Genomic DNA, 15,723 nt, shown 5'->3' with positions numbered 1-15,723 from the left:
TATCCATTTACCGTAACATCTGGCTGGTTATCGTTCCAGCTAACATTGAATCACTTACATTTAAAGCTGTACGCCCCATATCAATTAAAGGTTCAATAGAAATGAGTACAGCAACCAAAGAAACAGGGAGACCCATAATTGGTAAAACGATCAATGCAGCAAAAATAGCACCACCACCAACGCCAGCAACACCAATAGAACTCAACGTTACAACACCAACAAGAGTAGCAATCCAGGTGGGATCAAGAGGGTTAATCCCCATAGATGGTGCTATCATCGTTGCCAGCATTGCGGGATAAAGCCCTGCACAACCATTTTGTCCAATCGTTGCCCCAAAAGAAGCTGCAAAACTCGCAATTGATTGCGGTACACCAATCCATTTTGTTTGAGCTTCAATATTCAAAGGAATACTTGCTATACTTGAACGACTGCTCAGAGCAAATGTTAAAACCGGTAAAACCTTTTTGAAAAAATGAAACGGATTAATCCCTGATATACCAAGCAAGACACCATGAACCCCAAACATCAAAAGAATACCAACATAAGAAGCAATGATAAAAAGCAATAAACTTAAAACCTCTGCAATATGCGAGGTTGCTCCCACCTTCGTCATCAGTGCGTAAATACCGTAAGGAGTCAAAGCAATTACAATACGAACTAGCCACATAATCCAAGCTTGAGCCACTTGAATAAATAAAAGCGCTTTTTCCCCCTTTTCTGCATCATCTTTCTTTAGAAGAAGAACAGCAGCTCCTAAAAATGTTGCAAAAATAACAACACTAATAATTGATGTACGCTTAGCGCCACTTAACTCCGCAAAGGGATTTTTAGGAATCAAAGATAAAATCATCTGTGGAACACTCATATTTTCAAGTTGAGAAATATGGCCTCCCAAAGCAACAGAAACATTCTGCCCTTCATGTGCTAGACCATTCGCGGTTAATCCAAAAACATTCACCACCAAAACGCCAACCAATGCTGAAAGAGCCGTTGTAAAGAGCAATATCGAAAGTGTTATAACACTTATTTTTCCAACAGCATAAACAGAATGCAAATGCGCAACAGCCGAAATAATAGAAGTAAAAACTAATGGCATAACAATCATTTGTAGTAACAAAACATAACCATTACCAACAATATTAAACCATTCAACAGATTTTAATAAAGTGGTGTTATCTTCTCCATAAATAACTTGTAAAATACTTCCAAAAATCAAACCAACGATGAGTCCTAACATAACACGTATTGAAAGGCTCCATTTCGCCCTGTTACTTTGGGCAATCAATAACAAAAAAATAACGAATAAAAATAGATTGATAAAAAAATTAAATGTCATTGTTTATGCCTACTATTACGATGCTGGATATCGAAAAGTAATATTGATGCTCAAACTCAATGCGTAATATTTGAACATAACATATAAAGCTTACGAAGCTTTCATAAAAACATTATTTTTTAATTTATAGATTAAAAGAGAATTTTCTAACTCTTAATATCCCTCTAAATAGGATAAAAATAAAGTAAGAGCATTTCCCACTTCATTTATGAGATTTTATTCTTCAATAAAAGATTTACAATGTAAAACAAAACGCAAACGCCCCTTCTATAAAACTCTATATTGCAGGAACCTCTATATGCGTGCTGTTCCTGTTTACTTATACTATTTAAAAAATCTTTTCTGGCAACAATGAAAACCCTATCGAATTACACCAGAAACATGTTTACTTAACACAATATAAACCATTATTCGCTCTCTTTTTATCTGTATCCTCTCAACAAGTTTGATCCTTGTTTATTTAAAAACACATCTGATTTTATTTGAAAAACCTTTATAAAGCTTTTTCTAACCGTCAAGGATCATTCATATTTTCTGTTGTGAAAGGTGTTTTTGTGCACTTTCATTTTTTCTTGAAAAAACAAAAAATTGAAAACACGAAAATTTTGGAGTTCACAACGTTATATTCCAAACAAAAATTGTACTGTTATTAATATCACAGTACCAAGGAAGTAAAATATACCAATATCATCGCCTGTCAGTTCATTAACAAACACCATGCACGGTAATCGCTCTATATCCAGAGTTTGTCTATAATCTGAAAACACAATCTAAATTTTCTAAGATCCCCCATATAATTTATCTTTTATACGAATAAAAGCAGAAACACGCGCAATCTACACCAACACAATCAGCTCTATAAAACCTCTCTCAATAAAAACTGTAGATCTTTAGAAGACCGAAATAGAAATAGCAAGAAAATATATAAAAGTGTTTGATAAAACTTCTGTCTTATGCATTGCCTCACGCTTTTATTGATCATGCTCTTTCGTGGAATTTTTTCCCCACGAAATACAGACCACTATCGTTTGCGCATTCACGCAGCCTTTCAAAGAAATCTCTTTCATGACTCTTCAATCCATTGCACAAAAATTCCCATAAAGAGCATCATACAAAGTCCATTATGAATCACCATTTTCACCTTGCAAAAAACAAGCTAGTATCATCACATGCTATCATTTCTATTTGCCAGCTCTCAATTTCTTTGCTCGCTTGCGATTTTTGTAACGACTGCATTAAAGCAAGCCGTAAGGGGCATTCTTCTATTTCAGGAAATTTTATCCATACATTAATCCCATTTCGGTATATAAAGAAATAATTTTAGACTTTTTACTGTAGCAATATATTGATTTATAATGACTATTTGTCGTTATTTCTCTTGGATCATCCCCCTGAATATCCATAAGGTTCTCTCTTTTCAAATCTTTTTCTATTGAGTCAATTTTTTCACTTGGCTTTATACTATTAGCGGGATTGGCATAAGGGTCAAATTATAGAAGAAAGGAGGAAAATGCCTCTCAGTAACAGCCTTCATGCAGGGGATGTCGCAATCTCACAAGTTTGTCAAGATACCATGAGTTGGTAAATAGATGACGGTGCTGACTTTTCGCAACACCATGAGCTAGTAAAGATATGGTGCCGGCTTGTCTCTTTATTAGTGTGAAGATGGTGGTGCTCAATGGGTTTATTAGTATACAGGCTTTATCATTATACAATTCACTAAACCAGCGCCGCAAAATGGGTTTAAGTGTTTCTCAGAGAAGTCTCTTTAAGACAAGCCTATGAACGTGCAACGCGGTGGCGTTCTGTTTTACATGAGGGTCGTGCCCCCATTAAAGAGCGTGAGAAACAAAAGCGTGAAGCAATGCGATATCTTCATTCTCTCAAAGGCTGTGGGTATTTTTGAAAGCTGTAAAGCTAAATTAAAGGATGATGATAAGTCTGGAGATTGGTTTTCATCTTTACAACTTCATGTACTCCCCAAATGAGGCTGTCTACCCATTTCAGAAATTACACAAACAGAGATACGCAATACGCTTGCCCCCGTATGGCATACAAAAGCAACAACAGCAGAGAAAGCACTCATGCGTCTTAATCTTTGTTTCAAACATGCTGCTGCATTGGGATTGGATGTTGATCGACAAGTAACAGAGAAAGTACGCGCCCTCTTAGGAAAACAACGCCATAAAGTGACTAATATGCCTGCAATGGCTTGGAAAGATGTGCCGGCTTTTTATCAAATACTTTGCCAAACAACAAGCATAATACAATTTGGCTTTGCGTTGGTTTATTCTTACGGGTGTTCGAACCAATCCTTTTCGTCATATTCTTGAAGATCAGATTGAAGGGAATATATGGACTTTTCTTGGCTCGAACATATGAAAGGAAAGCGTGATGCGACAACAAAGTTTCGCGTCCTTTTATCATTAGAAGCACTCAAAGTGAGTGAACAAGCACGCCCTCTCACACACAATGAATTCCTTTTTTCTACGTACGCTCGTGGTCCTCTTGCAGAAAATAGCATGTCACAATACATGAAAAAAACAAGGCTTGAGGCATCCCCCCATGGTTTTCGCTCTAGTTTACGTAATTGGCTAACTGAAACAACTGATGCGCCCTATGAAGTAGCAGAAACTATTTTAGCGCATACGGTCGGGGGTAAAGTAGAGCGTGCTTATCGTCGTACAGACTATTTAAAATAGTACCGTGTTTTTATAGAAAAATGAGCGGCTTATGTCACGGGTCAAACTTGAAATATGGGGCATTTTACCCCATGATCTGTGAATAACTTTCTCTCTCTTTTCTCAGTAGGCACATTCTAAAAATATGGGTTCTATCGTTCCACGCCAAATGGAATGGTAAAGAGATAAAAATTTATCAGCATCTGTTTGCCCCATTGCAATCACCTCTTCCAAAGGAACTAGAAAACCTGCCTCATCCAAACCATTCGCATCATACTGCCGACGATTTTTTAACCCCTTACGTGAAATAGCAATAACCTGACGTGCTATTTCTAAAATGATGGTTTGACGAAAAGGTGTTTTTAATCCCTCTTTAGGAACACGTTTGCGCAGATCCAAAACTTCTTCAAAACGCCAATCTTTTGTTAAGGCCTCTGCCTCATTAAGTGCTTCACTATCATAAAGAAGCCCAACCCAAAAAGCTGATAACGCGCAAATACGTTTCCAAGAGCCACAATCCGCGCCTCTCATTTCTAAAAATCGTTTTAAACGCACTTCCGGAAATAAAGTTGACAAATGATTAATCCAATCCCCCATATTTGCGACTGAATTTGCAATTCTTCCTTTTAATGCTCCATTCATAAACTGACGAAAAGTGATATCTGTACAATCGTGATAATGACCGTCACGCAAAACAAAATACATTGGTACGTCAAGTGCCCATTCAACATAATCCGCAAAACCAAAACGCTCTGAAAAAATAAAGGGAAGAACTCCAGTTCTCTGATTATCAGTATTACACCAAATTTCAGAGCGCCAAGATAAAAAGCCATTGGGACTCCCTTCCGTAAAAGGAGAGCTGGCAAATAATGCTGTTGCAATGGATTGTAATTTCATTGAAACTTGCATTTTTCGCCGCATGTCCGTTTCAGATGAAAAGTCCAAATTAACCTGAACCGTTGATGTGCGATACATCATATCGAGACCATTATGACCAACTTTTGGCATATAATTAGTCATAATCTGATAACGTGACTTAGGCATTCGCGGCGTTTCAACCAATGTCCACTTGGGACTAGCACCCATACCCAAAAAACCAATCCCCAATGGCTCTGAAACTTTTTTGAGAAGCGTTAAATGTTCCACCACCTCGCAATAAGTATGACCAACTGTTTTTAACGGCGCGCCAGATAATTCAAATTGTCCCCCAGGTTCCAAAGAAATAGCACCTTGCCCCACTGGTCCTACGAGCCCGATAATATTCCCTTCATCTAAAATAGGTTCCCATCCTAAAGCCCTTTTCATACCTTCTAAAAGCGCGCGAATCCCTCTCGCACCTTCATAAGGAACAGGAGCAAAACCATCTCTATAGAATGGAAACTTCTCATGTTCTGTACCAATACGCCAATCATTTTCTGTTTTGCACCCCCCTTGGAAATAGCTAACCAAGGCATCTAAGTTATAAATTTCACTTTCATCCGTTATATCAAGCGCCATAACTTACTCTATCCCATCATAAGTTCCATCATTTTAAATGAATTGTAGAATGTTCTACAGATGTCTATTTCTCAATCAATTAACCAATCCCCTCTTGTCGCATTAAGAAGAGCCAGAGCAGCAACAGCTGCAGTGTCAGCGCGTAAAATACGCGGACCTAATGATATCGGAATCACAAACGGATGTTTTTTTAAAAACTTATGCTCCTCTTCACTAAATCCACCTTCTGGTCCAATCAGAACACCTGGTCTAGTCATTTCATGTTTTTTTAAAAGAGGCAATACATTATGCGATTTATGCGTTTCATCACAAAAAAATAAAGGCTGTGTCTCATCCCAACATGACAACAATTTTGCCAACGACACGGCAGATAAGCACTCGGGCAAAGATAAAATGCCGCACTGCTCAGAAGCTTCAATAACATTAGCCTCCATACGCGCCATATTAATACGTGTCACTTGTGTATGATGTGTTACAACAGGTTGCAGAACCGATACCCCCATTTCCACAGCTTTCTGCACCATATAATCCAAACGGGCATTTTTGAGTGGAGAAAAACAGTAAATAAGATTCGAATACGCTGTTTGTAGTCTTTCTTGATGGATAACCCGAACCACAACAAATTTTTTTTCAACCATAATGAGTCTAGCAAGCCATTCACCATCTTGTCCATTAAAAAGTAAAATTTCAGCACCTTCCCGCATACGCAAAACACGTATAAGATAAGAGGCTTGCGCACCCTCTATTTTTATTTCTTCATTCAAAGCAAGTGGCTGTAGAATAAATAACCTTTTAAGTTTATAATTTATACGCATAAAAATCGTACCAAAGCTCGCTCGTGTCACCTAAAAAATGAGGAAAAAGATATAACAAAGGGAAAAAATTATATCTATAGAATTATAGAGTTTTTTTAGTTTTATGAAATAATTGTGGGAACAAAGAGAGCATTTAAGTGATTCTATCTTTTTTATAATAATATACTTATTCACCATTGCATTCAGTGTTTGATCACATGATTGGAGAGAAAATATGTCTGCTAAAAAAGCAACAATCATTACTGTTACCACCTTCCTAGCCTTTATTCTTATTACTGTAGGCATCGGCTCTGTTGTTGCAGATGGAAACCACATAATTTCTAAAGATGGTTATGGCATTTCTTCTCAGGTTTGATTGAGAAATATACTAATTTATACCTGAAACCATATTTTAAAATAATTTTCTCAAATTCTTGTCAGTTATGCAGAACGAAACTCAATCTGTATCAATATTCCTTTTAACCCAAAAATTACTATAATCTTGCCCTTTAGAATGAAGAGAAAAGATAAAGGGCCATGTAAGGCTATTTACGAGGCATTCAATATCTCTACAATGCGTTTTTGAACTGTTGTTTTTTTGTAATTGTGCTTGCAGTGTCCATTCACTTTGCTGTTTCTTAGCAAAAGCAGTCGCTATTGCACCTTGAATAGATAAGCTCCAATCTGCTGTACGTAGCAATGACTCTGTTATCTTTATCATACCATCTGAAAAATTTGTTTTAATATCCCAACGATCAAAATCTGTTGAAAGAGCCTTGTTATTCTTTAAAAGAAACTGCTCATTTTCTGAAAGTTTTGCGTGTAAATCATGCATATCATATCCTAATAGCCGTCCAAAAGACATATTGAGTGCTAATTCACCCCGCATTTTTGCAAAAAATTCTAACCAAGAACCAGCAAGCGTTTGCAACGTCATCGTAAAATGCGCTTTGGTTTGTGCAAATGGAAAAATTCCTAAAGCCTCTGAAACATCCTGCGCCTCAATGGAAGTCCCTGAAACACGCCCTTTAATCCGCACTTTCTTGCCAGATGATGTAATTTCGACATTACTTTGAAGCAAGCCACCAAAAATATGAGCGTGTCCAATATCAAAAATACCACGCCCATTTCTCATTTGTATTGCAACAGCTAAATCAGCAAGCGGAATATTCCCTATTTTTGCTTGCGGTGCAGAAAGACGGATATCTACCCCAATATGATCAAAAATTGTCATATCAAAAAATAAACGATTCTCTTTCATGGGAGAAAATATCGATCCCAAAAGGTTAAAATCCAAATTATCAAATGCTAAAGAGCCCATTATAATTGGAACATAATCCTGGAAATCAAGTTCTAAAGCGCCACGTGCACTTGTTGTCCCCATCTGAAATGTAACATTATTCATTTGGATATGCATTGGTCGCGCTAAAAAACGAGACTCCCACACAACAGGTGCTTTTAATCTGTGTCCCCAAAGCTGATTGCCTCCAATCCTAATTCCTTCAGTCCAAGTCCCTCCAATCCAATTCAATGTCTGATTCCAACCCGGAGAACGCATTGATATCTTTCCGTCAAAAATATAATATTCAGATAATTGTGCCTGCCCGCTAAAGGTGATACCACCACGCACAGAATTAAGACTTGCCTTAATCTGACTTTTTCCTCCTGCTAAAAGCAGCAATGCTTTATCGGCCTCAATGGACAATTTTGTCAATTCTCCTCGCCAACGAGCCGTTGCACGAAATCGCGCTTCCTGCATCAATTCCGGCCAATCTAAAGTTGCATCTAATCCCGTTATTTTTTCTGCCATACTGGAACAATTATCATGATACAAAAGTACACCATTTTCGATGACAATCCGCCCAAAAGGTTGTTTCAAAAAGCGCTCTATATCTCGCTGCTCCGAATTATGCGTCAATATTTCACGAGCATTGCGTATTGCTAATCCGAACGCACCTTGTGAGCGTGAAAATCTCTCAAAAAAATCAGCCACTGTTTTAATGGGCTTTTCCATAATAAACTGTGGTTGTACAATGCGTGTCTCTGAAAAAGAAACAGAGCCCCAAAGGAGATCTATCAAAGAAAGGTCAACTTCTATTGATTCCGCTTCCATTAACGGTACAACGTTATTTATTTTTGATGTTAAAATAACACCAGAAAGAAATACTTTAGGATAAGGAAAGAGATTCAATCGCGGAGGATCGCGCAATTGTACATTATACCCTGTCCACGCACTCAAGTCCTGTGCTAAACGCACACGAATCGTATCTGTTGACACAATATAAGGTAAAGCAAGAATACCGACCTCAAACAAAAAAATAATTGTAATAAAAATTCCGCTCAAAAATTTTATTATTCTGACGCGCACAATCTTCCTCTACATTTTCAGCCTTATAAAATAGGTCAAAAGCAAATTTAAATGATTGTTAAGAAAATTCTTACAATTTTAAAATTACACTATATTTCATTTCATAACTTCATTATTCTTGTTTTTATCCAAAGTTTATGAAAACAGCAATATTGCTGCTTCTTTACAAAACACTTATTCTAAAGTCATATAAAATTATAAAATATCTCAATTCTTACAGTTTTCATATAAATATTGCTACAAAGTGCTATTGCGTATCAGAATTTTTTTATAAGAAAACAAACAGCTCTACCGAAAGGATCTCTCTCATGAAAAATATTATCGACGGAAAAAAGCTTGCTGAAGAGATCATTGTAAAAGTTAAGACTGAAACAACAAAACTCCGCAATAACTATAATATACAACCAGGTATAGCCGTTATCATTGTTGGAGATGACCCTGCAAGCCAAGTATATGTCGCTTCAAAGAGCAAAAAAGCAGAAGAATGTGGTTTTTTTTCCATTAAACATATGGTTTCCCGAGAAACACAAGAAAAAGAACTCCTTCAACTCATTGCAACATTAAATTCTGACCCTAAAATCCACGGTATTTTGGTACAACTTCCCTTGCCTGCCCATATGAATACGAACCATATAACACAAGCTATTGCTGTTCAAAAAGATGTTGATGGTTTTCATTACATCAATATAGGAAAGCTCGCAGCAAACGCGTTGGAAGATACTATCATTCCCTGCACACCAGCCGGTGCTATGATGATGATCGAAAAAAAATGCGGACGAGATTTATCTGGTCTTGATGCCGTTGTCGTTGGACGCTCTAATATTGTCGGTAAACCTATGGCTACCCTCCTCACAGCCGCTAATGCCACCGTCACAATTGCCCACAGTCGTACACGTGACCTTGATGATGTCTGTCGTAGCGCTGATATTTTAGTGGCAGCGGTAGGCCGCCCACAAATGATTAAAGAAAATTGGGTTAAAAAGGGGGCGATTGTTATTGATGTTGGTATTAACCGCATTGCAGCACCAGAAAAGGGTGTGGGGGAAACGCGTCTTGTTGGTGATGTCGATTTTGAAGCAGTAAAAGGAAAAACCACCGCAATCACCCCTGTTCCAGGAGGCGTTGGACCTATGACTATTGCCATGCTCATGGTCAATACACTGAAAACTGCTGCCCGGATAAATAATCTCCCTGTGCCCAAATTTTAAGGACTTTGTACATTTTTGTTGCACAGGCAGTCTTTTTTTCTTTGCCCGCTTTGTTTACACCCTAAAAACAGAAGCTCCTTGATCTGCACGATTAACAGATTGACGAAAAACATGAAACCGTTCACGCCCAACACCATCTTCATTCTTTGAAAGATCAAGAAACATGACTGTTCATGCATGAAATTTTGCGATATCTTCCAAAAGTGCTAATTTTCCTGCATGGGCATCAAGACAAACAATGTCACCATCTTGTAAACGTGCAAGCGGACCATTATCCAAAGCCTCTGGTATCACATGGATTGCCGCAAGAATTTTTCTTGAGGCACCTGACATACGTCCATCTGTTACCAACGCGACCTTCTGACCGCGATCTTGTAAAACCCCTAAAATTGTTGTCAATTCGTGAAGCTCTGGCATACCATTGGCTTTGGGCCCTTGATAACGAATAACCGCAATAAAGTTTTTATCATTCAACTCTCCAGCTTTAAAAGCTTTTTGCAATTCTTCTTGATCATTAAAGACAAGAACGGGTGCTTCAATTCGCCAATGCTCAGGTTGAACAGCTGAAAATTTCATAATAGCTGTCCCCAAATCTCCCGCTAAAACACGAATACCACCATCAGGTTGAAATGGTTTTCTCCACCCTGCTAAGATCTTATGATTGCCACTTTCACGAAGAGCAAGCTCACGCACCGCACGACCATCAGCGCAAAATTTTGCATCAATGGCATAGGCATTAAGGTCTTTCCCAAAAACTGTACAAATATCTTCATGCACTAATCCCGCTTCAATAAGCTCGTGAATAACAAAACCCATACCACCAGCTGCATGAAAGTGGTTGATATCAGCCAGACCATTAGGATAAATCCGTACCAAAAGAGGTACAACGGACGAAATTTCTGTAATATCATGCCATGTTAATTGAATACCACACGCAGCCGCCATAGCAATCAAATGAATGGCATGATTGGTAGACCCTCCTGTTGCATTCAATCCTACAATAGCATTCACGAAAGAACGCTCATCTACGATCATTCCAAGTGGCTTATAATTATCACCAAGAACAGCCATTTCAAGCACACGCCTCGTAGATTCCTTTGTTAAAGCATCACGCAATGGTGTATTTGCATTGATGAAAGAGACTCCAAACATGTGTAGCCCCATCATCTCCAGTATCATCTGATTTGAATTAGCGGTCCCATAAAATGTACATGTTCCTGGACCATGATAAGAACGTGCTTCTGATTCCAATAATGCTTGGCAATCTATCTTATTTTCTGCATAAAGCTGGCGCATTTTTGCTTTTTCATCATTGCCTTGGCCACTGGTCATGGGGCCAGCAGGAACAAAAATTCCTGGTAAATGACCAAATGTGAGCGCTCCAATCACTAAGCCAGGAACAATTTTATCACAAACCCCAAGATACAATGCAGGATCAAACGTATCGTATGATAAGCCTAGCCTGTCGCCATTGCAATCACATCACGTGAAAAAAGGGAAAGCTCTATCCCAGCATAGCCTTGTGTCACGCCATCACACATTGCAGGCACACCACCAGCTACATGTAACAAGGTATTGATTTATAATGATAATTCACTGTTTTGCATGTTGAATGAGAGTCCCGAATAACGTAAGATTCTCTTATTTCAAACCTGCTTATGTTGAATCAATCAAAACCACTCACTTGCACCTCACAAGCGGATGAGTGTGTGGATTAAATTTGTATAAGAAAGGATTAAAAATGGCTCTTATGAACCGTCTTAATGCAAGATCTGTCGCAACATTGAGAGCTGGCAAATATAATGATGGGACCGGCTTGTTACTTCTAAGCGTGCCACACCACCAGCCATACGAGCAACCTCTTTAATTAAATAAGGAAAAGACTCAAAAGGTTGATGCGCTGAAAGTACGTCATTATACGCAGTAATAATACCAATGTTTCCAACAATATTATGTTTTAAACGCTCTTTATCTATTGGACCACAAGCTGCAAAACCATGAACCTGATTGGCACAGCCCAAAAAACTCCGCTTGAGACGATTTTCCTGTGCCTTCGCAATACGGTCTAAATAAATTTCTCTTGTTGGTTGAGAGCGTTCATAAATCCTTTGTATAACCGTAGCAATTGTTTTAGAAAGTTTCATGTTTATTCCCCCCTTACTTATGCATCTCATCATCAAAGCTGAGATGCCTGTCTATTGTATATCCGTATCATGGTTTTTCTCGCTGATTTCGTTTTCAGCCGGTGACCAATAAACTTGAACAAGATGATGCGCATGACGCAAAACTGCTCTAACAGGCATTTCCATTTCAGGTCCATCTTGACAGGCTGCCTCAAAACAATCGCGTTTTTGATTGCCTTCAAAATGGAGAACAAGACAACGAGACTGTATGATAACAGGCAAAGTCAGCGAAAGTCTTTGATCAAGAACACCCTTCACATGAAGTGGTAAAACAAGCGCTTGTGTTTGAAGATCAAGCGCTTGCTTCAAACGGTCAGCACCAGGAAAAAAGGAAGCAGTATGTCCATCCGTTCCCATTCCTAAAACAGTAACATCAAAAGGTCTTGGTAAAGTATTGATACGACTTGCTGCAGAAAAAGCAGCAAGTTCAGCAGTGATTGCTTTATGATAAAGGCCTATAAAACGTGCTTTCGCTGCAAAGTTTTGCAATAAATGACACCGTACCATATGTTCATTTGAACGCTCATGGTGCACAGGAACAAAACGTTCATCAACCAAAGTAATGATAATATTTTGCCAATCAATATCAGCTTTTGATAAATAATGAAAAAACAGTTCTGGTGTTTTGCCCCCAGAAACCGCTAAAATTGCTCTTTTGCGCTCAAGAACAGACACACTCAGTTCCGCTGCAACACGATCGGCCAGTGCTAAAGCCAAAGTCTTAGGTGTTTCAAAATTTAAACGATCAATATTCATTCCATGCATATTTATTGCTCTAAATTAAGTTGTTCCATACACGTCCATCCCGTTCCAGCAAAAATGTTGACGCAGATGGCCCCCATGAACCAGCGCGATAACCATGAAGAGGCTGTTTTATTGCTTCCCATCCTGCAAGAATTGGATCAATCCAATGCCAAGCAGCCTCAACTTCATCACGACGCATAAACAATGTTTGATCTCCACGAATAACGTCCATCAATAAACGTTCATAAGCATCAGGGTTACGTTGAGAAAATGCAGAGGCAAAACGCATATCTAATGGAATATGACGAAATCGCATACCCCCAGGGCCAGGGTCCTTAATCATCAACCATTGTTTTACACCCTCATCAGGTTGAAGACGAATAATAAGCCGATTAGAAAAAATTTCATCTGAATTTGTCTTAAAAATATTATGGGGGATGGGTTTAAAAACAACAACAATTTCAGACATCCTTGTGGCCATGCGCTTACCAGTTCGTAAATAAAAAGGTGTATCTGCCCACCGCCAATTATTCATTTTAACCTTCAATGCCACAAATGTTTCACGCTGGCTGACCTCTTTTCCAAGATCGTCAAGATAAGATTTCAAAGCACCCCCTTCCGATAAACCAGACAGATACTGCCCACGTACGGTATTTTGTTCCACATTATGAATATTAAGAGGTGTTAAAGAATGCAAAACTTTCAATTTTTCATCGCGTACAGCATTTGCATTGTTGGTAAATGGAATTTCCATAGCAACCAAACAAAGCAATTGTAGCATATGGTTTTGTACCATATCACGCAGTGCACCTGCACTCTCATAATATTCTACACGCCCTTCTATGCCTAAAGACTCGGCAACCGTTATTTGAACATGATCAATATAGTTAGAATTCCATAAGGGCTCATAAAGTGTATTAACAAACCGCAATGCCATCAAATTTTGAACCGTTTCCTTACCAAGATAATGGTCAATGCGAAAGATTTGATCTTCACTAAATACTTTTGCAAATATATCATTGAGTTCAACAGCTGTCCTTCTATCCCAGCCAATAGGTTTTTCAATGATAATCCGTGTTTGTGGGGTCACCAAACCGCTCTGCCCCAATTTCATCGTGATATTCTCAAAAAGTGATGAGCCAACGGCAAAATAAAAAGCTCTGATATCAGCTGGATCTTTTGACAATAACAAAGTTAAATCTTCCCACCCTCGGTTTGAATTGATATCAAGAGATACATAGCTCAAACGTGCAAGAAAACGATCACGTTCAACTTCGTTAAGATCTTCTGGATGAACATGTTGTTCTAAAGAAGTACGAACAAAGTTTTGATATTCTTCATGACTCAACGAAGAACGCGAAACTCCAATGATACGTGTTGGCTCACGCAATTGCCCAACACACTGACAATGGTATAAAGCAGGTAAAAGTTTGCGCAAGGCCAAATCACCATTGCCACCAAAAACAACACAATCAAAGGGAGAAACTGGAATAATTTTACGTGCCATGAACTTGTTTATTTTCCCATTCAATTAGTGAAAGCTGAAATAATTTATAGAAGCTCTCAATCATTAAAACAGACAGATACTAAACAAGCCATTAATTTTCTCCATTTCAAACAATATTCCATTAAAAATGATCCATCAAAGAAAACCAATGCATTGCAAAAAATACAAGTGGATAACGCAAAACTCTTCCACCTGGAAAGGATGAAATCTTCAAATTCTGAAAAGTGGTAAAGCGTTCACGCTTACCTGTTAACCATTCAGCATATAACTTCCCTATAAAAGGTGCAAGCATCACTCCATGTCCTGAATAACCACCACAATAAGTGATACCGGGGTGCAGTTGACGAACATAAGGCATACGTTCCACCGTAATAGCAACTGTTGCCCCCCAATGATGAGTCAAATTTATAGAGTGGAGATGAGGATAAATTTCCGCAATTTGCCTTCGTATACGTTTATCTAAATTTGTAGGATACTGATTATCATAGCTTTCTACTCCGCCAAATAATAAGCGATTATCAATGCTTTTGCGAAAGTAACGAACCATAAAACGAGAATCATCTACCGATTCACCTCCCAAAAGAATTGAACTGTCTTCTGGTAAGGGTTCAGTTGCTCCAATATAAGAACGGATAGAAAAAATATTTTTCTCAACAAAATGCTGAAGTCCAAGTTTATAGGCGTTGATTGCCAATAAAACATGCTCAGCCTTTATATTGCCTTGTTCTGTTATCACGTTCCAGTTGCGCCCATTGCGATTCACCGCACGAACCTTTGTTTTCTCATAAAGTTTAGCACCAGCGTTTTTTGCTTTTTTTGCCAAATAAACAACTAGCTTTAAGGGATTAATATGGCCAGTATCTGCATCATAAATGCCACCGCAATAAAAAGATGAACCAAGCCGCTTTTCTGTCTCATCTCTCCCCATAAAAGTGAGACTATGATAACCATAACGTTGCATCGTCTCAATATGCCGTTGATAAGATACGAGCTCACGTTTTTTATGTGTCACGGACAATTGTCCTGTCATAAAATCACACTGGAAATCTGGTTTTGAACACCAAGATAAAATATCTCTTTTGGCTTCTTCTGCTAAATCAAACAGTGCCTTACTTCGCTCAAAACCATATTTTTTCTCGAGAGTTTCCACCCATTGTCGCTGTCCCGTTCCCAATTGCCCCCCATTACGCCCTGACGCACCATCACCCAAACGTGATGCTTCCAACAAAACGACATGCACTCCAGCCTTAGCGAGATGATAAGCCGCCGAAAGCCCTGTAAATCCCCCTCCAATAATCACCACATCACACTGTATCTTTTCGCTCAAAAACGGATAAGAAAACCGTTCTTCTAAACTGTCTTCATACCAAGAAACTCCTGGAGAAATCGAATTATAAGCAATCAT

General features: G+C 38.5%; 9 protein-coding genes and 3 pseudogenes. 3 read left to right on the top strand and 9 right to left on the bottom strand.

The genetic code is table 11. The features are described from left to right. Positions 1-7 precede the first annotated feature (7 nt). Positions 8-1,336: an L-cystine transporter gene (locus tag BN67_RS06945; RefSeq protein WP_026088208.1), complete on the bottom strand. Its 1,329-nt coding sequence runs from the start codon at positions 1,334-1,336 to the stop codon at positions 8-10. A gap of 1,661 nt (positions 1,337-2,997) precedes the next feature. Here BN67_RS06945 and BN67_RS14895 point away from each other — a divergent pair. Then, positions 2,998-4,038 (top strand): annotated as a pseudogene (locus BN67_RS14895) (tyrosine-type recombinase/integrase); the annotation flags it as partial. A gap of 102 nt (positions 4,039-4,140) precedes the next feature. Here BN67_RS14895 and BN67_RS06925 read toward each other — a convergent pair. Both BN67_RS06925 and BN67_RS06920 read right to left on the bottom strand, forming a co-directional pair. Next, a complete protein-coding gene (locus BN67_RS06925) occupies positions 4,141-5,514 on the bottom strand; it encodes a glutamate--cysteine ligase (RefSeq protein ID WP_019223408.1) in 1,374 nt (457 codons plus the stop codon). Positions 5,515-5,585: 71 nt separating this feature from the next. Further along, on the bottom strand, positions 5,586-6,329 hold the full coding sequence (locus BN67_RS06920) for a 16S rRNA (uracil(1498)-N(3))-methyltransferase (protein ID WP_019223407.1): 744 nt from the start codon (positions 6,327-6,329) through the stop codon (positions 5,586-5,588). Positions 6,330-6,543: 214 nt separating this feature from the next. On the opposite strand from BN67_RS06920, the gene BN67_RS14470 reads away from it, so the two are divergent. After that, on the top strand, positions 6,544-6,684 hold the full coding sequence (locus tag BN67_RS14470; RefSeq protein ID WP_019223406.1) for a hypothetical protein: 141 nt from the start codon (positions 6,544-6,546) through the stop codon (positions 6,682-6,684). Positions 6,685-6,765: 81 nt separating this feature from the next. Here BN67_RS14470 and BN67_RS06910 read toward each other — a convergent pair whose 3' ends face one another. Beyond that, positions 6,766-8,676, bottom strand: a complete 1,911-nt coding sequence (locus tag BN67_RS06910) for an AsmA family protein (protein WP_019223405.1) — start codon at positions 8,674-8,676, stop codon at positions 6,766-6,768. Positions 8,677-8,984: 308 nt separating this feature from the next. Here BN67_RS06910 and folD point away from each other — a divergent pair, with 308 nt between their 5' ends. Continuing rightward, positions 8,985-9,884 carry a bifunctional methylenetetrahydrofolate dehydrogenase/methenyltetrahydrofolate cyclohydrolase FolD gene (folD, locus tag BN67_RS06905; protein ID WP_019223404.1) on the top strand — a complete coding sequence of 300 codons (900 nt, stop codon included), beginning with the start codon at positions 8,985-8,987 and terminating at the stop codon, positions 9,882-9,884. Positions 9,885-9,938: 54 nt separating this feature from the next. Here the strand turns inward: folD and edd are convergent. From edd to BN67_RS06880, 5 genes and pseudogenes are all read right to left on the bottom strand, one after another. Beyond that, positions 9,939-11,446, bottom strand: a pseudogene (gene edd, locus BN67_RS13635) (phosphogluconate dehydratase); the annotation flags it as partial. A gap of 264 nt (positions 11,447-11,710) precedes the next feature. After that, positions 11,711-12,028, bottom strand: a pseudogene (locus BN67_RS14215) (phosphogluconate dehydratase); the annotation flags it as partial. A gap of 51 nt (positions 12,029-12,079) precedes the next feature. Beyond that, entirely contained in the window at positions 12,080-12,832 is a 753-nt protein-coding gene (gene pgl / locus BN67_RS06890) for a 6-phosphogluconolactonase (protein ID WP_019223403.1), read from the bottom strand. A gap of 10 nt (positions 12,833-12,842) precedes the next feature. Beyond that, positions 12,843-14,318 carry a glucose-6-phosphate dehydrogenase gene (gene zwf, locus BN67_RS06885; protein WP_019223402.1) on the bottom strand — a complete coding sequence of 492 codons (1,476 nt, stop codon included), beginning with the start codon at positions 14,316-14,318 and terminating at the stop codon, positions 12,843-12,845. Positions 14,319-14,439: 121 nt separating this feature from the next. After that, a complete protein-coding gene (locus tag BN67_RS06880; RefSeq protein WP_026088206.1) occupies positions 14,440-15,723 on the bottom strand; it encodes an NAD(P)/FAD-dependent oxidoreductase in 1,284 nt (427 codons plus the stop codon).

The sequence above is a fragment of the Bartonella rattaustraliani AUST/NH4 genome (genome assembly GCF_000312565.1).
Lineage (GTDB): Bacteria > Pseudomonadota > Alphaproteobacteria > Rhizobiales > Rhizobiaceae > Bartonella > Bartonella rattaustraliani.
This window is presented reverse-complemented; position numbering and strand designations above follow the sequence as displayed.

Bases quoted from the DNA above. Each gene is read 5' to 3' on its own strand.
- BN67_RS06945 (WP_026088208.1), bottom strand. From the start codon at position 1,336: ATGACATTTAATTTTTTTATCAATCTATTTTTATTCGTTATTTTTTTG.
- BN67_RS06925 (WP_019223408.1), bottom strand. From the start codon at position 5,514: ATGGCGCTTGATATAACGGATGAAAGTGAAATTTATAACTTAGATGCC.
- BN67_RS06920 (WP_019223407.1), bottom strand. From the start codon at position 6,329: ATGCGTATAAATTATAAACTTAAAAGGTTATTTATTCTACAGCCACTT.
- BN67_RS14470 (WP_019223406.1), top strand. From the start codon at position 6,544: ATGTCTGCTAAAAAAGCAACAATCATTACTGTTACCACCTTCCTAGCC.
- folD (WP_019223404.1), top strand. From the start codon at position 8,985: ATGAAAAATATTATCGACGGAAAAAAGCTTGCTGAAGAGATCATTGTA.
- pgl (WP_019223403.1), bottom strand. From the start codon at position 12,832: ATGCATGGAATGAATATTGATCGTTTAAATTTTGAAACACCTAAGACT.
- zwf (WP_019223402.1), bottom strand. From the start codon at position 14,318: ATGGCACGTAAAATTATTCCAGTTTCTCCCTTTGATTGTGTTGTTTTT.
- BN67_RS06880 (WP_026088206.1), bottom strand. From the start codon at position 15,723: ATGATTGCTTATAATTCGATTTCTCCAGGAGTTTCTTGGTATGAAGAC.